15 protein-coding genes are annotated in these 19,413 nt (G+C 66.0%); 14 read left to right on the top strand and 1 reads right to left on the bottom strand.

The window, feature by feature from the left end:
- Window positions 1-5: 5 nt before the first annotated feature.
- The 14 genes from murD to ligA all read left to right on the top strand — a co-directional run bounded on the left by murD (window position 6) and on the right by ligA (window position 19,099).
- Window positions 6-1,406, top strand: a complete 1,401-nt coding sequence (murD, locus tag CV770_RS33295) for a UDP-N-acetylmuramoyl-L-alanine--D-glutamate ligase (RefSeq protein ID WP_104465361.1) — start codon at window positions 6-8, stop codon at window positions 1,404-1,406.
- Between the two features lie 94 nt (window positions 1,407-1,500).
- Complete coding sequence (locus tag CV770_RS33290; RefSeq protein ID WP_146101402.1) at window positions 1,501-1,809, top strand: hypothetical protein; 309 nt, start codon at window positions 1,501-1,503, stop codon at window positions 1,807-1,809.
- 194 nt (window positions 1,810-2,003) lie between these two features.
- Complete coding sequence (gene ftsW / locus CV770_RS33285) at window positions 2,004-3,155, top strand: putative lipid II flippase FtsW (protein WP_091961714.1); 1,152 nt, start codon at window positions 2,004-2,006, stop codon at window positions 3,153-3,155.
- 178 nt (window positions 3,156-3,333) lie between these two features.
- Window positions 3,334-4,434 (top strand): undecaprenyldiphospho-muramoylpentapeptide beta-N-acetylglucosaminyltransferase, encoded by a 1,101-nt coding sequence (murG, locus tag CV770_RS33280; RefSeq protein ID WP_104465360.1) that lies wholly within the window; start codon window positions 3,334-3,336, stop codon window positions 4,432-4,434.
- A 166-nt stretch (window positions 4,435-4,600) separates the two neighbouring features.
- Window positions 4,601-6,004 (top strand): UDP-N-acetylmuramate--L-alanine ligase, encoded by a 1,404-nt coding sequence (gene murC, locus CV770_RS33275; protein ID WP_104465359.1) that lies wholly within the window; start codon window positions 4,601-4,603, stop codon window positions 6,002-6,004.
- Window positions 6,005-6,008: 4 nt separating this feature from the next.
- Window positions 6,009-6,929: a UDP-N-acetylmuramate dehydrogenase gene (gene murB / locus CV770_RS33270; RefSeq protein WP_104465358.1), complete on the top strand. Its 921-nt coding sequence runs from the start codon at window positions 6,009-6,011 to the stop codon at window positions 6,927-6,929.
- 128 nt (window positions 6,930-7,057) lie between these two features.
- Window positions 7,058-8,044, top strand: coding sequence for a D-alanine--D-alanine ligase family protein (locus tag CV770_RS33265; RefSeq protein WP_201760158.1), 987 nt, complete (start codon window positions 7,058-7,060; stop codon window positions 8,042-8,044).
- 349 nt (window positions 8,045-8,393) lie between these two features.
- Window positions 8,394-9,416 (top strand): cell division protein FtsQ/DivIB, encoded by a 1,023-nt coding sequence (locus CV770_RS33260; protein ID WP_104465356.1) that lies wholly within the window; start codon window positions 8,394-8,396, stop codon window positions 9,414-9,416.
- Window positions 9,413-10,735: a cell division protein FtsA gene (gene ftsA / locus CV770_RS33255; protein ID WP_104465355.1), complete on the top strand. Its 1,323-nt coding sequence runs from the start codon at window positions 9,413-9,415 to the stop codon at window positions 10,733-10,735. The genes CV770_RS33260 and ftsA overlap by 4 nt, the downstream gene beginning before the upstream one ends.
- A gap of 87 nt (window positions 10,736-10,822) precedes the next feature.
- Window positions 10,823-12,622 (top strand): cell division protein FtsZ, encoded by a 1,800-nt coding sequence (gene ftsZ, locus CV770_RS33250; RefSeq protein ID WP_091961685.1) that lies wholly within the window; start codon window positions 10,823-10,825, stop codon window positions 12,620-12,622.
- 363 nt (window positions 12,623-12,985) lie between these two features.
- Window positions 12,986-13,948, top strand: coding sequence for a UDP-3-O-acyl-N-acetylglucosamine deacetylase (gene lpxC, locus CV770_RS33245; protein WP_091961682.1), 963 nt, complete (start codon window positions 12,986-12,988; stop codon window positions 13,946-13,948).
- A gap of 244 nt (window positions 13,949-14,192) precedes the next feature.
- Complete coding sequence (locus tag CV770_RS33240) at window positions 14,193-15,083, top strand: outer membrane protein assembly factor BamD (protein ID WP_091961679.1); 891 nt, start codon at window positions 14,193-14,195, stop codon at window positions 15,081-15,083.
- Between the two features lie 13 nt (window positions 15,084-15,096).
- Window positions 15,097-16,770, top strand: a complete 1,674-nt coding sequence (gene recN, locus CV770_RS33235) for a DNA repair protein RecN (RefSeq protein ID WP_104465354.1) — start codon at window positions 15,097-15,099, stop codon at window positions 16,768-16,770.
- Window positions 16,771-16,945: 175 nt separating this feature from the next.
- Window positions 16,946-19,099 carry an NAD-dependent DNA ligase LigA gene (gene ligA, locus CV770_RS33230; RefSeq protein WP_104465353.1) on the top strand — a complete coding sequence of 718 codons (2,154 nt, stop codon included), beginning with the start codon at window positions 16,946-16,948 and terminating at the stop codon, window positions 19,097-19,099.
- Window positions 19,100-19,283: 184 nt separating this feature from the next.
- Here ligA and CV770_RS33225 read toward each other — a convergent pair.
- Window positions 19,284-19,413, bottom strand: a 130-nt coding sequence (locus CV770_RS33225) for a transposase (RefSeq protein WP_146101401.1), incomplete at its 5' end; no start/stop codon positions are given.

Genomic DNA, 19,413 nt, shown 5'->3' with positions numbered 1-19,413 from the left:
GATCGATGATCCCCGTCACGTCCTTTGCCGGCAAGACCGTTGCGGTGTTCGGCCTCGGCGGCTCGGGGCTTGCCTCCTGCCACGCGCTGAAGGCCGGTGGCGCCGAGGTGATTGCCGCCGACGACAATGCCGAGAACGTCGCCAAGGCCGCGCAGGCCGGTTTCTTCACCGCCGATTTGCGCAATGTGTCCTGGGCGAATTTCGCAGCCCTCGTGCTCGCGCCCGGCGTGCCGCTGACCCATCCAGTGCCGCACTGGAGCGTGCTGAAGGCGCGCGAGGCAGGTTGCGAGGTGATCGGCGATATCGAGCTGTTCTGCCGCGAGCGGCGGCGCCACGCGCCGAACGCGCCGTTCGTCGCCATCACCGGCACCAACGGCAAGTCGACCACGACGGCGCTGACCGCGCATCTGACCAAGGTCGCCGGTTACGACACCCAGATGGGCGGCAATATCGGCACCGCGATCCTGTCGCTGGAGCCGCCGCGCATGGGCCGCGTCCACGTCATCGAGATGTCGTCCTACCAGATCGACCTCACGCCTTCGCTCGATCCCTCCGTCGGCATCCTGCTCAATGTCAGCGAGGATCACATCGATCGCCACGGCACCATCGCGCACTACGCTGCGGTGAAGGAGCGCCTCGTTGCCGGCGTGCAAGCTGGCGGCACCGCGATCGTCGGTGTCGACGACGGCTTCTGCCGCGACATCGCCGATCGGCTCGATCGCGCCGGCAAGACCGTGGTGCGCATCTCCGTCAAGAATCCGCTGGCTTCGGGCATCCATGTCGAGCACGGCAATATCGTGCGCACCGCGGGCGGCGCCCGCAGCGAGATCGCAAAGCTCGGCGGCATCGGTTCGCTGCGCGGCCTGCACAATGCGGAGAACGCGGCCTGCGCCGCCGCCGCCGCGCTCGCGATGGGCATCAGCCAGGATGTGCTGCAGAACGGCCTGCGCAGCTTTCCCGGCCTTGCGCACCGCATGGAGCAGGTCGGCCGCCGCGGCCACGTGCTGTTCGTCAACGATTCCAAAGGCACCAATGCGGATGCCACGGCGCACGCACTGTCGTCCTTTGCCGATATTTTTTGGATCGCCGGCGGCAAGCCGAAGGCCGGTGGCATCACCAGTTTGACCGGCTTCTTCCCGCGCATCCGCAAGGCCTATCTGATCGGCGAAGCCGCGCTGGAGTTTTCGGGAACGCTGGGCAACGAGGTTGCGCACGAGATCAGCCAGACGCTGGACGTTGCCGTCGAGCACGCCGCGCGCGATGCGGAAGCGTCGGGTCTTGCCGACGCGGTCGTGCTGCTCTCGCCGGCCTGCGCCTCCTTCGACCAGTACCGCAACTTCGAAATCCGCGGCACTAGGTTTCGCGACCTGGTTCAGGCGCTGCCGGGCGTGAAGCCGGTCGTGTGAGATGTCGCGGCGACGCTGGATTGGAATTGCCGTCGCTGTTCTTGCTGTTCCAGTCATCGCGGGTTTTATCTTCGTTGTCATCGTCGACAATGTCATGACCGGATTCGGCGCATGCCGCGTCGTTCGCCAGCGCGCGTTCGCCTCGCCGAACGGCAGCCAGTTGGTCGTCGTGGTCTGGAAGTCGTGCGGAGCGACGGTGCCCGACAGCACGCAAGCCAGCATCATCGCGCGCGGCCGGACGTTCTCGCCCGAAAGCACGCCGACCTTTCTTAGCGTACGCGAGCATCAGGACGTTCTCGTTGCCTGGGGCAGCGAGCGGGCGGTCAGGATTGGGATTCCCGGGACAGCCCAGATCTATAAGCGCGATCAGCGCGCGGGGGACATCACGATCAGTTACGACTAGGGCTCTCGTGTCCCGGACGCGCGCAGCGCGAGCCGGGACCCAGAAGCTGCTAGGCCCCGGCTCTGCAGCGCACCGCAAGTGCGCTGCGCTGCGTCCGGGGCACGAGACTGTGCACAACTTCATCCACTTCCTTAACCCTGCGGTAACCAACCTCGGCGACCAATGGACAGACCTCTGTCCGAAAGCGGCCGCCCATGCTCTCCCGTGAAGAACGCACCCCCTTTTCCGAGTGGTGGTGGACCGTCGACAAGCCGCTGATGGGCGCCATTCTGGCGCTGATGCTGACCGGGGTAATCCTGTCGTTGGCGGCGAGCCCGCCGGTTGCGACCCGCATCGGGCTCGATCCCTTCCACTTCTTCAGCCGCCACGTGATGTTCCTCCTCCCGTCCTGCCTGGTGCTGCTCGGGGTGTCCTTCCTGTCGCCGCGCGCGATCCGCCGCTCGGCCCTGATCATCTTCGCGGCGAGCATCATCCTGATCGTGCTCACGCTCGCCATCGGCCCGGAAGTAAAAGGCTCGCGGCGCTGGATCACGCTGCTCGGCGTCAACATCCAGGCCTCCGAAATCGCAAAGCCGTCGTTTGTCGTGATTGCCGCCTGGCTGTTCGCGGAATCGACCAAGCGGCCGGAGATGCCGGCGACCTCGATGGCGCTGGTGCTGCTCATGATGCTGGTCGCGCTGCTGGTGATGGAGCCGGATTTCGGACAGACCATGCTGATCCTGATGGTGTGGGGCTCGCTGTTCTTCATCGCGGGCATGCGCATGATCTGGGTGTTTGGCCTCGCGGGTCTTGGTGCGGCCGGTCTGTTCAGCGCCTATCTCTTTGTTCCTCACGTGGCCGGACGCATCAAGCGCTTCATGAACCCGGCCTCGGGCGACACCTTCCAGGTCGATACCGCCATGGAAGCCTTCTACAACGGCGGCTGGTTCGGGCTCGGGCCGGGTGAGGGCATCGCCAAGCGCAGCCTGCCGGACAGTCACACCGACTTCGTGTTCGCGGTCGCGGCCGAAGAGTTCGGCATCATCCTGTGCCTGGCGATGCTGACGCTGTTCGCCTTCGTCGTCATCCGCACGCTGTCGCGCGCCTATGCCAACGAGGACATGTTCTCGCGCTTCGCGGCTTCCGGCCTTGCCATCCTGTTCGGCGTGCAGGCGGCGATCAATATGTCGGTGAACCTCCAACTGATCCCCGCCAAGGGCATGACGTTGCCGTTCATCTCCTATGGCGGCTCCTCGATCGTGTCGCTCGCCTATGGCGTCGGCATGATGCTGGCGCTGACGCGCCTGCGCCCACGCACCGAGGTCGAAGCCAGCGGCCGCGCCGACGCGATGCGGAGTTACGCTTAGCCGCTCTCGTGTCCCGGACAAGCGAAGCGCAGAGCCGGGACCCAGAATGCCGCAACCAATGGGCCCCGGTTCAGCAGCGCACCACGTCGCCAAGAGCGACGCGCTGCGCTGCGCCCGGGGCACGAGCGCCGCGTAGCCGGCTCGCAATGGCGAAAAAGTCCCTGTAAAACCTTCCACCATGGACACTTCCCCCCTGATTCTTCTCGCCGCGGGCGGCACCGGCGGCCATCTGTTTCCGGCCGAGGCACTCGGCGTCGAATTGATCCGGCGCGGCTTTCGCGTTCGTCTCGTCACGGACGAGCGCGCGCTGCGTTACAGCGGGCTGTTCACCAAGGACATGATCGACGTTGTCGCGAGCGAGACCGCGCGGGGCCGCAATCCGCTCCAGCTCGCCTATGCCGGCCTCACGCTCGCTGCCGGCACGCTGTCGGCCTGCGCCCTGATCAAGCGCTTGAAGCCGGTCGCCGTCGTGGGCTTCGGCGGCTATCCGACGCTGCCGCCGCTGGTCGCTGCGAAATTCGCCGGCGTGCCCGGCATCATCCACGACGCCAACGCGGTGCTCGGCCGCGCCAACCGGTTCCTGTCGAGCCGCGTGCGCGCCATCGCGACGTCGTTGCCTGGCGTGCTCGATCGCGATCCGGCACTCTCCGGCAAGACCACGACGGTCGGCACGCCGATGCGCCCGGCGGTGCTCGCCGCGGCTGCCGTGCCTTACGCCGCGCCCGAGGTGAACGGCCCGCTGCGGCTGCTCGTCGTCGGCGGCAGCCAGGGCGCGCGCATCATGGCCGATATCGTGCCCGGTGCGATCGAGCGGCTTGAGCCGGCGCTGTGGGGCCGGCTGATCCTGACCCAGCAGGTGCGGGACGAGGACATGGCGCGTGTGCGCGCGGTCTACGACAAGCTCAAGATCAAGGTGGAGCTGGCGCCGTTCTTCACCGATTTACCGGCGCGGCTCGCTTCAAATCATCTCGTGGTATCGCGCTCCGGCGCCGGCACGGTGGCCGAGCTCGCCGCGATTGGCCGGCCCTCCATCCTGGTGCCGCTGCCCGGCTCGATCGACCAGGACCAGTTCGCCAACGCCGGCGTGCTGGTCAAGGTCGACGGCGCGATCCGCATCCCACAGACCGAGTTCACCTCCGACCGGTTGGCGTCCGAAATCTCCGCCTTCGCCGCCGAGCCCGCGCGCCTCGCCGCCATGGCCGAGGCCGCCCGCGGCGCCGGCCGGCTCGACGCCGCCGAGCGACTGGCCGATCTGGTGGTCAAAGTCGCGGGAATCTGAGCCTAAGCGGACCGATTTTCGTATTTTTGCCGTCATGGCCGGGCTTGTCCCGGCCATCCACGTCTTGCATGAAGTAGCTTGGGATTCGTGGATGGCCGGCAAGCCTTGCGCAAAGACGCGCTTTGCGCTTATGCCCGGCCATGACGATGGAACCACGGGATAAGCCATGAGACTGCCGCGCGAGATCGGACCCATCCACTTCGTCGGGATCGGCGGGATCGGCATGAGCGGCATCGCCGAGGTGCTGGTCAATCTCGGCTATGCCGTGCAGGGCTCGGACGCCTCCGACAATTACAATCTCGACCGCCTTCGCAAGAAGGGCGCAAAAGTCTCGGTCGGCCACAAGGCCGAGAATGTCGACGGTGCCGAGGTCGTGGTCGTGTCCACCGCGATCAAGCGCGACAATCCGGAACTGATGGCGGCGCGCGAACGGCGCATTCCCGTGGTGCGCCGCGCCGAGATGCTCGCCGAGCTGATGCGGTTGAAGAGCTGCGTCGCGATCGCCGGCACCCATGGCAAGACCACGACGACCACGATGGTCGCGACGCTGCTCGATGCCGGCGAGCTCGATCCCACCGTGATCAACGGCGGCATCATCAATGCCTATGGCTCCAACGCGCGCCTTGGCGCGGGCGACTGGATGGTGGTGGAAGCCGACGAGAGCGACGGCACGTTCCTGAAGCTGCCGACCGATGTCGCGATCGTCACCAATGTCGACCCCGAGCATCTCGATCACTTCAAGACGTTCGAGGCCATGCAGGACGCCTTCCGTCATTTCGTTGAGAACCTGCCGTTCTACGGCTTTGCCGTGATGTGCATCGACCATCCCGTGGTGCAGAGCCTCGTCGGCAAGATCGAGGACCGCCGCATCATCACCTACGGTGAAAATCCGCAAGCGGATGCGCGGCTCGTCGATCTGACCCCGATGGGCGGCGGATCGAAGTTCAAGGTTGCGTTCCGGGACCGCAAGACCGGGGCCGTGCACGAGATTTCCGATTTGATGCTGCCGATGCCGGGACGCCACAACGCCTCCAATGCGACGGCGGCCATTGCTGTCGCGCGCGAGCTCGGCGTCTCCGACGAAGCGATCCGCAAGGCGATCGCCGGCTTCGGCGGCGTCAAGCGCCGCTTCACCAAGACCGGCGAATGGAACGGCGTCACCGTGATCGACGATTACGGCCACCATCCCGTCGAGATCGCGGCGGTGCTGAAGGCGGCGCGGGAATCCACCAATGGCAAGATCATCGCCGTGGTGCAGCCGCATCGCTACACCCGCCTGCAATCGCTGTTCGAGGAATTCTGCACCTGCTTCAACGATGCCGATGCGGTCGTTGTCGCCGACGTCTATGCCGCCGGCGAAGCGCCGATCGAAGGCATCGATCGCGACCATTTCGTCACGGGCCTGCGCGCCCACGGCCACCGCGAGGTGATCCCCCTGCCGGCGGCGCCGGAGCTCGCGGGCATCGTCAAGGGATTGGCGAAGTCCGGCGATCTCGTCGTGTGCCTTGGCGCCGGTAACATCACGCAATGGGCATATGCGCTGCCGGACCAACTGAAGGCGCTGGGGTAGGGCAGTGGGATTCCCCGACATCACGCCCGATCTCAAAGCCGCGATGCCGGAGCTGCGCGGCCGGCTGCTCGCCAACCAGTCGCTGGCCGAGCTCACCTGGTTTCGCGTCGGCGGTCCCGCGCAGGTGCTGTTCACGCCGGCGGATGAGGACGATCTCGCTTACTTCCTCGCGCATCTTTCTCCCGACGTTCCCGTCTACGTCGTCGGTGTCGGCTCCAATCTGATCGTGCGCGACGGCGGCATTGCGGGCGTCGTGATCCGCCTGGCGCCGCGCGCCTTCGGCGAGGCCAGCGCCAGCGGCGATATCGTCACTGCCGGTGCTGCCACGCTCGACAAGCGCGTGGCAGAAGTGGCTGCATCCGCCAATGTCGGCGGGCTCGAATTCTACTTCGGCATTCCCGGCACCATCGGCGGTGCGCTGCGCATGAATGCGGGTGCCAATGGCGGCGAGACCAAGGACGTACTGATCGAGGCGCGCGGCGTCAGTCGCGACGGCACCAAGCACGTCTTCTCCAACGCCGAGATGAAATTCGTCTACCGCAACAGCGGCCTCGATCCCTCCATCATCTTCACCTCCGCGCGCTTCCGCGGCGAGATCGGGAATGCTGACGCGATCCGCGCGCGCATGGCGGAGGTGCAGTCCCATCGCGAGACCGCGCAGCCGATCCGCGAAAAGACCGGCGGCTCCACCTTCAAGAATCCGCCGGGCCATTCCGCCTGGAAGCTGGTCGACGCCGCCGGCTGCCGCGGTTTGCGCGTCGGCGGCGCGCAGGTCTCGGAGATGCACTGCAATTTCCTGATCAACACGGGCGATGCCACGGCGCACGACATCGAGACGCTGGGCGAGACCGTGCGCGAACGCGTGAAGGCAAATTCCGGAATTGAGCTACACTGGGAAATCAAGCGGATCGGGGTTTCCACATAATTGTCGTTCCGGGGCGGTGCGAAGCGCCGAACTATGGTGCGCAATTGCGCACCTGAGAACCTCGAGATTCCGGGTTCGCGCTTTGCGCGCCCCGGAATGACGAACTGGAGAGATTGCGGACTATGAACATGCGCATCACCATCCTCTTCGGCGGCTCCAACCGCGAGCGTCTGGTTTCGGTCGCCTCGGCCCAGGCCCTGCATCAGGCATTGCCCGAGGCCGATCTGTGGTGGTGGGACGTCGAAGACAAGGTGCACACCGTCCAGTCGAAGCAGTTGCTCGAACATGAGCGCCCCTTCGAGGACGAGTTCAAGCCCGGCACATCAGGCATCCCACTGGCACAGGCGCTCGATCAGGCCAAGGCCGAGGATCGGGTGCTGGTGCTCGGCCTGCATGGCGGGCGCGCCGAGAACGGCGAATTGCAGGTGATGTGCGAGGCGCGCGGCGTGCCCTTCACCGGCTCCGGCTCGGCCTCCTCGCATCTGGCCTTCGACAAGATCGCGGCCAAGCATTTCGCCGCGCTCGGCGGCGTCACGCCGCCGGCAAACGTAGCGCTCGACGAGATCGACGAGGCCTTCGCCGAATACGGCAGGCTGATCGCAAAGCCGGCGCGCGACGGATCGAGCTACGGCCTGATCTTCGTCAACGCCAAGCAGGACCTCGTCGCCGTCCGCAACGCGGCCAAGCACGAGGAGTACGTCATCGAGCCCTACATCGCCGGCATCGAGGCGACCTGCGGCGTGCTGGAGCGCACCGATGGTTCGATCATGTCGCTGCCGCCGATCGAGATCATTCCGGGCGAGGGCAATTTCGATTACGCTGCAAAATATCTCCTGAAGTCGACCCAGGAGATCTGCCCCGGTCGTTTCGCACCCGAGATCACCGCCGCGCTGAAGGCGCAGGCGATGCTGGCGCACCGCGCGATGTCCTGCGCCGGCTATTCCCGCTCGGACTTCATCGTCTCGGACAGGGGCCTCATCTATCTCGAGACCAACACGCTGCCCGGGCTGACCAAGTCCTCGCTCTACCCCAAGGCGCTGAAAGCCGAAGGCATCGAGTTCGTCGACTTCCTGCGCGGCCTGGTGGAGCTCGCCGGGCGGGGCGTGCGGAAATAATTAGGACTGGTTAACGGCCGAATCGGCGAAACGGGCCGATTTGGGGTCCAAAACCGGTAAAATGCCGGACATCGCGGCATAAATGCCTCACATCGCGGGGCAAAATGCGCCGGACGTTAACGAACTTTACCTTTTGTTTACCAGGACGTCCGAAGGTTAACGCTGGCGGCGCATGTGGCGCTTTGGCTGCCGGCGCGTGAGCTCTCGGGGGTGATGTCACCTCCAGCGAACGCTTTGATGGGGAGAGGCTTCTTCTGCTGAAGACCAGCACCCGGCCCGGCACGTCGAAGACGTCATGTTCGCCAGGATCCGCGCGATGTCGCGGGCAAACTGTTGACGAGCTCGTGCAATGGATGGAGCAGGAAGCCTCACCCGGTCGCTTTTCAGATCGCTGAGGCCCCAAGCTGACCTGAAGGCGGCCGCTGTCGGAGCGGTCGTGCTTCTGCGCGAGTGGCTGCAGGACAAGCGCCAGGAAAGACTTCACGCCGCGCGTGCTGCCGCCAAGATCAAGGCCAAGGCCATCGTCGAGCGTGAGCCGCCGCCGCGCGTGGTCGCGCTGATCGAGCGCTATCTGCCGCGCCGGGTCGGGATCAGCATGACCGTGCTGCTTTTGATCGGCAGTACCGGCTTCGGCATCGTCAAGGGCGGCCATCTCCAGGATTTCATCACCGCGGTCAGCGATGCCCGCAACGCGCTGGCCAATTCCGCCGGCTTCCGCATCACCTCCGTCGTGATCAACGGCCGCAAGCACCTCACCCAGGACGAGATCCTGGCCATTGGCGGCGTCAGCGGCCGTTCCTCGCTGCTGTTCCTCGATGCTGACGCGGTGCGCGACAAGCTCAAGGCCAATCCGTGGATCGCCGATGCGACCGTGCTGAAGCTTTATCCGGGCCAGCTGATGATCGAGCTCACCGAGCGCAAGGCATTCGCGCTGTGGCAGGAGGCCGGCCGGCTCTCGGTCATCGCCGATGACGGCGCCGTGCTCGAACCCTATGTCTCGCGCCGCTTCCTGTCGCTGCCGCTCGTGGTCGGCAAGGGCGCCGAGAGTCAGGCCCGCGATTTCCTCGCGCTGCTGGCGCGCTATCCGCAGGTCAACTCGATCACCAAGGCCGCGATCTTCGTCGGCGAGCGGCGCTGGAACCTGAGGCTCAAGGACGGTCTCGACATCCGCCTGCCCGAGCAGGACGTCGGCAACGCGCTGGCGATGCTGTCCAAGCTCGACAAGGAGGACAGGCTGTTCTCGCGCGACATCGTCGCCGTCGACATGCGCCTGCCTGATCGTCTGGTGGTGCAGCTGTCCGAGGACGCCGCCAAGGCGCGCGAGGAGCTGTTCAAGGACAAGAAGAAAAAGAAGGCCGGGGATGCCGCATGACCGGTCTTGATCGCACCCAGACGCCGAAGACGCGCCCGATGCCGCACAAGCGCGGCGGCCTCGTCGCCTGTCTCGACATCGGCACCAGCAAGATCGCCTGCATGATTGCGCGGCTGAAGCCGTCGGCGCCGAGCGAGGCGCTGCGCGGCCGCACCCATGCGGTGGAACTGATCGGATACAGCCAGATCCAGTCGCGCGGCATGAAGGCCGGCGCGGTGATCGACCTTACCGAATGCGAGCAGGCCGTGCGCCAGGCCGTCGCGCTCGCGGAGAAAATGGCCAAGGTGCGGGTCGAGTCCGTGCTGCTCTCGGTCTCCGGCGGCCGGCTTTCCGGCCAGCTGGTCGAAGCCGCCGCAGATATCCGTGGTGGCGCCGTGACGCAGGCCGATGTCAGCCGCGTCACCTCGACCGGCATGCGTCACGCCACCGGCGAAGGCCGCACCGTGCTGCACGCGCTGCCGGTCGGCTACACACTCGACGGCGTCAAGGGTATCCGCGACGCCCGTGGCATGGTCGCGCATCAATTCGGCGTCGACATGAACGTCGTTACTTGCGACGCCACCGTGGCGCGGAACCTGATGCTGGCGGTGGAACGCTGCCACATCAATGTCGAAGCCATGGCGGCGAGCCCCTATGTGGCCGGGCTGTCGGTGCTGACCGACGACGAGGCCGATCTCGGCGCTGCCGTCGTCGAGATGGGCGCGGGCACCACCACGATCGCGGTCTATTCCGGCGGCCGTTTCGTTCATGCGGCGGGTTTTGCGGTCGGCGGGCAACACATCACGATGGATCTGGCGCGCGGACTCTCCGCGACCATTGCCGATGCCGAGCGAATCAAGACGTTATACGGGACCGTCATCACCGGCGGATCGGACTCGCGTGAGCTGATGTCTGTGCCGACAGCCGGTGACGAGCAGGATCTGCCGCAGATCGTCTCCCGCGCCACCATCGCCAACATCGTCAAGCACCGTGCCGAGGAAGTCTTCGAAATGGTTCGGGACAAGCTGAAGGATTCGCCCTTCGCCTCAGAGCCCAACGGCCGGGTCGTGCTCTCGGGCGGCGCCTCGCAGCTGACCGGCCTCGTCGAACTCGGCACCCAGATTCTCGGCCGGCCCGTGCGGGTCGGACGTCCGCTCGGCTTCGGCCGGCTGCCCAACGAGGCGAAGAACGCCGCGTTCGCGGTGCCGGCCGGACTTCTCGTCTACCCGCAATATGTTCACCACGAACATGTCGAACCGCGGCATACGCGGCAGCAGGTCAAGACAGGGACCGGCGGTTATTTCGGAAAGGTCGGACGATGGCTACGCGAGGGCTTCTGATGATTCATTTCCGCAATTCCCGACTTTCACCAACTCCCGCGGCCGCCGGCCGGGGCGAACCCACGCGCACGTGATCGAGAGGCAAACATGACCATCAGCATCAACGTTCCTGATATTCACGAGTTGAAGCCCCGGATCACCGTGTTCGGCGTCGGCGGCGCCGGTGGCAACGCCGTCAACAACATGATCACGGCGGGCCTCCAGGGCGTCGACTTCGTGGTCGCCAACACCGACGCGCAAGCGCTGACGATGTCGAAGGCGCAGCGCATCGTGCAGATGGGCACGGCGGTCACGCAAGGCCTCGGCGCCGGCTCGCAGCCAAACGTCGGCGCGGCGGCGGCGGAAGAGGTGATCGACGAGCTGCGCGACCATCTCTCGGGCGCCAACATGGTGTTCGTCACCGCGGGCATGGGCGGTGGCACCGGAACCGGTGCAGCTCCCGTGATCGCCAAGACCGCGCGCGACATGGGCATCCTCACCGTCGGCGTCGTGACAAAGCCCTTCCACTTCGAGGGCGGCCGCCGCATGCGCACGGCCGAAGCCGGCATCAACGAGCTTCACAAGGTCGTGGATACGCTGCTGATCATCCCGAACCAGAACCTGTTCCGGGTCGCCAACGAGAAGACCACCTTCGCCGACGCCTTCGCGATGGCCGACCAGGTGCTGTACTCGGGCGTTGCCTGCATCACCGACCTGATGGTCAAGGAAGGCCTGATCAACCTCGACTTCGCCGACGTCCGCGCCGTCATGCGTGAGATGGGCAAGGCGATGATGGGCACCGGCGAAGCCTCCGGCGACAAGCGCGCGCTGACCGCCGCCGAAGCCGCGATCGCCAACCCGCTGATCGACGACAGCTCGATGAAGGGCGCCAAGGGCCTCCTCATCTCCATCACCGGCGGCAAGGATCTCACCCTGTTCGAGGTCGACGAAGCCGCGACCCGTATCCGCGAGGAAGTCGACCAGGACGCCAACATCATCGTCGGCGCCACCTTCGACGAAGCGCTCGACGGCCTGATCCGCGTCTCGGTCGTTGCCACCGGCATCGAGCAGGCGGCGATCGCCCGCAACAGCCAGGCGACCTCCGCTCCCGTCGCGAACGCGGCGCCGCAGGCGCAGCAGGCTCCCGCAGCTCCGGCCGTCGCCGCCGAGAGCCGTCTTGCCGACCTGACCGCGCGGCTCCGCGCCGACAATCAGCGTATGGCTGAGCGCGCCCAGAAGCTGGAAGGCCAGATCCCGGCCGCAGCCCCGGTCGCTGCCGCGCCGATGGCGCCCCGTCCGAATGTCGAGCGCGCCGCGCTCGCCGCCATCGCCGCCGCCGTTGCAGAGGTCCCGCAGGCGCCCGCGCCGATGCAGACCTATGGCGACGTCACCGTTCGCCCGATCGCGCAGAAGCCGACGCTGTTTCCGGAGCCCGACATGGCCCCGGTCGCGATGCAGGAGCCGATGACGCCGGAAAACTTCATTCCGCCGCAGGCCGAGCGTGCGCCGGCCCGTGCGCCGCGGATGCCGCGCCTCGATGAGCTGCCGATGCCGGCCCAGGCCGAGATTCGCCAGGCCCGCGGCGAGGTCGAGGAGGAGACCCCGCAGAAGACCCGCCTGTCGCTGCTGCAGCGCCTCGCCAATGTCGGCCTCGGCCGTCGCGACGAGGAAAGCGAGCCGCCGGTCGCGGCCCGCACCGCCGGTCCCGCGATGCCGCCGCTGCCCGAGCGCCGCCAGCAGAAGACCGTGGCGCAGCAGATCGCGTCGACCGAGCCGGTATCTGAGTACGCCCGCCGTCCCGCGCCGCAGGGGCTGGACATGCACGGCCGTCCGGCGCCTGTTGCGCCGGCGCCACAGGGTGACGACCATCTTGATATCCCGGCCTTCCTGCGGCGGCAGGCGACCTGAGGATTGTTACAATAAGGCAGACGAAAAAAGGTCCCGGCAACAAGCTTGCCGGGACCTTTCCTTTTGTCCCGTGCATATCCGGATTGCGCAGACAAGCAACTGATTTTAAATAATTAATTACGTGTTTGGGTGTTCAGTCAAACTGCCGGAAGCGACCCAAAACCTCGGCGCAATTTGGTTAAGCCTTGGCGCGAATACGGCAGGTTTGGGGTAACAATCGGTAAAAAAGCGTGAGTTGGCGCTGTTTGAGGCAGTGACTATGGTTTGCCGTGACTTGGGGATACGGATTCGCAGGAGCTCGGCACTGGCCGGCCAAGTGAGTCCAGTATAAGTCGCAGTGGGTCGTAGTGGGGCGGGTTCCTGATGAAATTTAGCCGGCAAACAACGCTTCGTGCGCAAGCCTCCGTGGCAGGCGTGGGCGTTCATTCCGGTCTTCCCGTCACTCTCACCCTTGGGCCTGCGCCTGTCGACGCGGGTTTTATTTTTGTCCGCACCGGCCTCGAGGGAAGTGATCGCGAAGTTCAGGCGACCGCCGAGCAGGTGATCGCGACCGACTTCGCCACCGTCCTCGGCGATCGCAACGGTCCGCTGGTGTCCACCGCGGAGCACGTGCTTGCTGCACTGCGGGGTATGGGTGTCGACAACGCCACCATCGAGATCGATGGTCCCGAAGTGCCGATCATGGACGGCAGCGCCGCGGCCTTCATTGCGGCGATCGACCAGGCCGGCATCGTTACCCAGCCGGCACAGCGCCGCTTCATTCAGATTTTGAAGCCGATCTCGGTCAAGATCGGCGACTCCTTCGGCGAGATCAGGCCCTACGCCAACGGGTTCTGCGTCGAGGTCGAGATCGATTTCACCAATCCCGTCATCGGCCAGCAGAGCTACGCCTTCGACCTCAACCCGGAGCGTTTCCGCCGCGAAGTCGGCCGGGCCCGGACCTTCGGTTTGATGAGCGACGTGGCGCGGCTCTGGAGCGCGGGCTATGCCCTCGGCGCCTCCTTCGACAACACCGTCGTGTTCGACGACGAGCGGCTGCTCAACACCGAGGGCCTGCGCTACGCCGATGAATGCGCCCGCCACAAGGTGCTGGACGTGATCGGCGACCTGTCGCTGGCCGGCCTGCCGCTGCTCGGCGCCTACCGCTCGGTGCGTGGCGGCCACAAGCTCAACCACGCTGTCCTGACCGCGCTGCTCGCCGACCGTACCGCCTGGCGGGTGGTCGAGGGCGAGGCGGCCCGCCGCACCACGCGTCCTGTGGGCGAGGTCGGTCGCGGTATCGTCGGCGGCCGGATCGCTGCGGCCTACGGGCCGGACGTGTCCTGATCAAGCTGTTGCCGCCGGCCTCAGGCAGCGGCTTACCCCGGGAAACTCCTGGTAACCACGATCGGCTAGGATTGCGGCACGTTCGCCTTAATCCGGGCGAAATGCCTGCCTATCCGGTTGGTTAAAGATCGCTTTTCGGATACATCGGCGTGGTCGCATGGCAGGCACCACGGTTACATTTCGCGCCCATGACGGGGTTCATGGGCTGGCGGCACCGCATCACAGGGCGTCAGGGCTTAAACTCATGTCGGCACAGCGTACGACGCGCGGATATTTCTCGGTCTCGTCGCGGGCCCGTGGGCTGCTGCAGGCCGTCACCTTCATGATGCTCGCACTGCCGCTGGCCGGCTGCGGCACCGGTTCGCTCTGGGACAAGTTCACCGCCAAGGACGACACCTTCGTCGAGGAGCCCGCCGACAAGATCTACAATGAGGGCCTGTACCTCATGAACGAGAAGAAGGACATGAAGGCGGCGAACAAGAAGTTCGAAGAGGTCGACCGCCAGCATCCTTATTCCGACTGGGCCCGCAAATCGCTGCTGATGTCGGCCTATGCGTCCTACCAGGGCGGCGACTTCGACGGCTGCATCGGCGCCGCCACCCGCTACGTCACGCTGCATCCCGGCAGCCCGGATGCAGCCTATGCGCAATATCTGATCGCCGCCTCCCATTACGACCAGATCCCGGACACCAGCCGCGACCAGGCCCGCACCGAGAAGGCGATCGCCGCCCTTGAAGAGGTGGTGCGCAAATATCCGAGCTCGGAATACGCGACATCCGCCAAGGCCAAGATCGAGGGTGCGCGCGACCAGCTTGCCGGCAAGGAAATGAATGTCGGCCGCTATTACGCGCAGAAGCGCGACTACACGGCGGCGATCAACCGCTACAAGACCGTTGTCACGCAGTATCAGACCACCCGCCATGTCGAGGAGGCGCTGTTCCGGCTGACCGAGGCCTATATGGCGATCGGCATCGTCGGCGAGGCGCAGACCGCGGCGGCCGTGCTTGGGCACAATTTTCCTGACAGCCGCTGGTACAAGGACGCCTATAATCTTGTAAAATCCGGCGGTCTCGAACCGAGCGAGAATCAGGGGTCCTGGATCAGCCGGACTTTCAAGAAGATGGGTCTCGGCTAGGAAATTTGGTTCCATGCTGGCGCGTCTGTCGATCCGTGACATCGTCCTGATCGAACGGCTCGATATCGAATTCGCCACCGGCCTCGCGGTTTTGACCGGCGAGACCGGTGCGGGCAAATCCATCCTGCTCGATGCCTTTGCGCTGGCACTCGGCGGCCGCGGCGACGCCGGCCTCGTGCGCCACGGCGTGGAGCAGGGGCAGGTGACTGCCGTGTTCGATGTCCCCAAGAATCACCCCGCGACGAAGATCCTTGCCGAGAATGGCCTGGAGGACACCGGCGAGATGATTCTCCGCCGCGTGCAGCTCGCCGACGGCCGCACCCGGGCCTTCATCAACGACCAGTCGATCAGCGTGCAGACGCTGAAGGCGGTCGGCGCCGCCCTGGTCGAGATCCACGGCCAGCATGACGAGCGCGCCCTGGTCGACGCCGCCACCCACCGCCGCCTGCTCGATGCGTTCGCCGGCCTGGAGAAGGACGTCGCCGCGGTCGAATCGCTCTGGGACGCACGCCGCACTGCCAATACCGCGCTGGAGGAGCATCGCGCCGCCATGGAGCGCGCCGCGCGGGAAGCCGACTATCTGCGCCACGCCTCCGCCGAGCTGAAGCAGCTCGCGCCCAAGGACGGCGAGGAAACCTCGCTCGCCCACCGCCGCACCACCATGATGCAGGGCGAGAAGATCGCCTCCGACCTGCGCGAGGCGCAGGAGGCTGTCGGTGGCCACCATTCGCCGGTCTCGACTCTGTCGGCGGCGGTACGCCGGCTGGAGCGCCGCGCCGTCAATTCGCCGGCGCTGGTCGAGCCTGCCGTGAAGGCGATCGACATGGCGATCAACGCGCTGGAGGAGGCCGACCAGCATCTGCAGGCGGCACTCGCCGCGACCGATTTCGATCCGGCCGAGCTCGAGCGTATCGAGGAGCGCCTGTTCGCGCTGAGGGCCGCCTCGCGCAAATATTCGACGCCGGTCGACGGGCTCGCCGCGCTGGCCGCCAAATACGCCGCCGATGTCGTGCTGATCGATGCCGGCGCCTCGCGGCTGAAAAAGCTGGAGCAGGCCGCGATCGAGGCAGATAGCCGCTATGCCGCTGCCGCCAAGAAGCTGTCGCTGGTGCGGCAGAAATCGGCGGAGAAGCTCAACAAGGCCGTCAATGCCGAGCTCGCGCCGCTCAAGCTCGAGCGCGCCAAGTTCATGACCCAGGTCGCGACCGATGAGGCAGCTCCAGGCCCGCAAGGCTTCGACCGCGTCGAGTTCTGGGTGCAGACCAATCCGGGCACCAAGCCAGGACCGATGATGAAGGTCGCCTCCGGCGGCGAGCTGTCGCGCTTCCTGCTCGCGCTCAAGGTCGTGCTGTCCGACCGCGGCTCGGCGCCGACGCTGGTGTTCGACGAAATCGACACCGGCGTGGGCGGTGCGGTCGCCGACGCCATCGGCGGGCGCCTGGCGCGGCTTGCCGGCAAGGTGCAGGTGATGGCCGTGACCCACGCCCCGCAGGTCGCCGCCCGCGCCGACCAGCACCTGCTGATCTCCAAGGATGCCCTCGACAAGGGCAAGCGTGTCGCCACCCGCGTCAATGCGCTGGCCGCCGACCACCGCCGCGAGGAAATCGCCCGCATGCTGGCCGGCGCCGAGATCACGGCCGAGGCGAGGGCGGCCGCGGAACGGCTGCTCAAGGCGGCCACGGCTTGATTGTGTGTCCCGGACGCGGCGCAGCGCGCAGCGCTGCTCCACAGAGCCGGGACCCAGAGCACTGCTTCATGGGCCCCGGCTCTGCAGCGCACCGCTGAAGAAGCGTTGCGCTGCGTCCGGGGCACGAGACTTTACCGCCTTTACCCTCCCGCCCGCTCCATCGTATCCAAGCACCATGGCCAGAGCAGCAAAATCCAAAGCAACACCGCTTCGCGACGTCGCCGACCTCACCAAGGCCCAGGCCAAGGTCGAGCACATGCGGCTGGCGCTGGAGATCGAGGGGCACAACGAGCGCTACTATCAGGAGGACGCACCCACCGTCACCGACGCCGAGTACGACGCGCTACGCCAGCGCTTCAACGCGATCGAGAAGCGCTTTCCTGAATTCGTCACCTCGGACTCGCCCTCGCAAAAGGTCGGCGCGGCGCCGTCAGGCCGCTTCAAGAAGGTCCGGCATTCCGTTCCGATGCTGTCGCTCGACAACGCCTTTGCGGAAGAGGACGTGCGCGACTTCGTCGGCCGCATCGTGCGCTTCCTGAAGCTCGACGACGACAAGGTCAATTTCTCCGCCGAGCCGAAGATCGACGGCCTGTCGATGTCGCTGCGCTACGAGGGCGGCGAGCTGGTCACCGCGGCGACGCGCGGGGACGGTGCGGTCGGCGAGGATGTCACCGCCAACATCCGCACCCTCGAAGACGTGCCGCAGAAGCTGAAAGGGCGCAACGTGCCCGACATCTGCGAGGTGCGCGGCGAGGTCTACATGACCAAGAAGGCGTTCCTCGCGCTCAACGAGCGGCAGAAGGCGGCCGGCGACACCATCTTCGCCAATCCGCGCAATTCGGCGGCCGGTTCGCTCCGGCAGAAGGACCCGACCATCACGGCCTCGCGCCCCCTCGGCTTCTTCGCCTATGCGTGGGGGCAGATGAGCGCGATGCCGGAAGGGACGCAGAGCGGCATGATCGGCTGGTTCGAGCGCTGCGGCTTCAAGACCAATCCGCTGACCAAGCTGTGCCACTCCGTCGAGGAGCTGGTCGCGTTCCACCGGAGCATCGAGGAAGAGCGCGCCGAGCTCGACTACGATATCGATGGCGTCGTCTACAAGGTCGACCGCATCGACTGGCAGGAGCGTCTCGGCTTCGTCTCGCGCACGCCGCGCTGGGGCATCGCGCACAAATTCCCGGCCGAGCGGGCCATGACCGTGCTGCGCGACATCGAGATCCAGGTTGGTCGCACCGGCTCGTTCACGCCGGTCGGCAAGCTCGAGCCGGTCGGCGTCGGCGGCGTGATCGTGCAGAACGTCACGCTGCACAACGAGGACTATATCAAGGGCATCGGCAACAAGGGGGAGGTGCTGCGCGAGGGGCGCGATATCAGGATCGGCGACACCGTGGTGGTCCAGCGCGCCGGCGACGTGATCCCGCAGATCGTCGATGTCGTCCTCGACAAGCGGCCGAAGAGCGCCAGGGAATTCTCCTTCCCGAAGAAGTGCCCGTGCCCGCTGCACACCGACGTTGTCCGCGGCGCAACCGCCGCCGGCGAAGAGGAATCCCGCGCCCGCTGCAGCGGCGAGTTCGCCTGCCCCTATCAGAAGATCGAGCACCTCAAGCTGTTCGTCTCGCGCCGTGCTTTCGACATCGACGGTTTAGGGGAGAAGCAGCTGCAGTATTTCTTCGACGAGGGATGGGTCAAGGAGCCCGCCGACATCTTCACGCTGGAGAAGCGCAACGCGAAGCTGAAGCTCGAGGAGATCGAGGGCTACGGTGCCACCTCGGTGCGCAACCTGTTCGGCGCCATCGAGAGTCGACGCACAATCGCGCTCGAACGCTTCATTTATGCGCTCGGCATGCGTCATGTCGGCGAGACCACGGCGCTGGCGCTGGCACGCGGCTACGGCTCGTGGGACGCCTTCCACGATGCCTGCCTCAAGGTCGCCAAGGGCGACGAAGAGGCGATGGCCGAGATGGACGCGCTCGACCAGATCGGCGACACCGTGATCAAGAGCATCGCCGATTATTTCGGCGAGAGCCACAACCGCGGCATCGTTGAGCGGCTGACCAAGGAAGTCGAGATCGTCGACGCCGAGAAGCCGAAGAGCAACTCGGCCGTCGCCGGCAAGACGGTGGTGTTCACGGGCTCGCTGGAGAAGATGACGCGCGACGAGGCCAAGGCCACAGCGGAGCGCTTGGGCGCCAAGGTCTCAGGCTCGGTGTCGAAGAAGACCGATCTCGTCGTTGCCGGTCCTGGCGCGGGCTCGAAGCTGGCCGAGGCCAACAAGCACGGCGTCAAGGTGCTGACCGAGGACGAGTGGCTGACGCTGATCGGGGAGTGAGGTCTCTTCCTTCTCCCCTTGTGGGCCTGTTGCGTTATCGGCTTTTGAGGTTGAGGACGGCAGGAGAAGGGCCGTGGTTACGGCAATTGCCAGCCAAGTCTGTAAGTGGTCGCCCTCGGCGGGCGGCTCAGGCCGCGATCGTGGCCCACCGCCTCATGTTGAAGGCGATCGAGGCGAGCAGGACCTACCCGCTTGCCTTCATCAGACCAACGTAGCGGATGCAAGTCAGTCGCATGCGGCGTTTGAGAGTGGCGAAGGTGGTCTCAACCTGGGCTCGTCGGCGCGCGATGAGGCGGTTGTAGCGTTTGAGCCTT

Origin of the sequence: Bradyrhizobium sp. AC87j1, assembly GCF_002936975.1 — a bacterium.
Lineage (GTDB): Bacteria > Pseudomonadota > Alphaproteobacteria > Rhizobiales > Xanthobacteraceae > Bradyrhizobium > Bradyrhizobium shewense.
The sequence above is the reverse complement of the archived record's forward strand: the minus strand, read 5'-3'. Positions and strand labels throughout refer to the sequence as shown.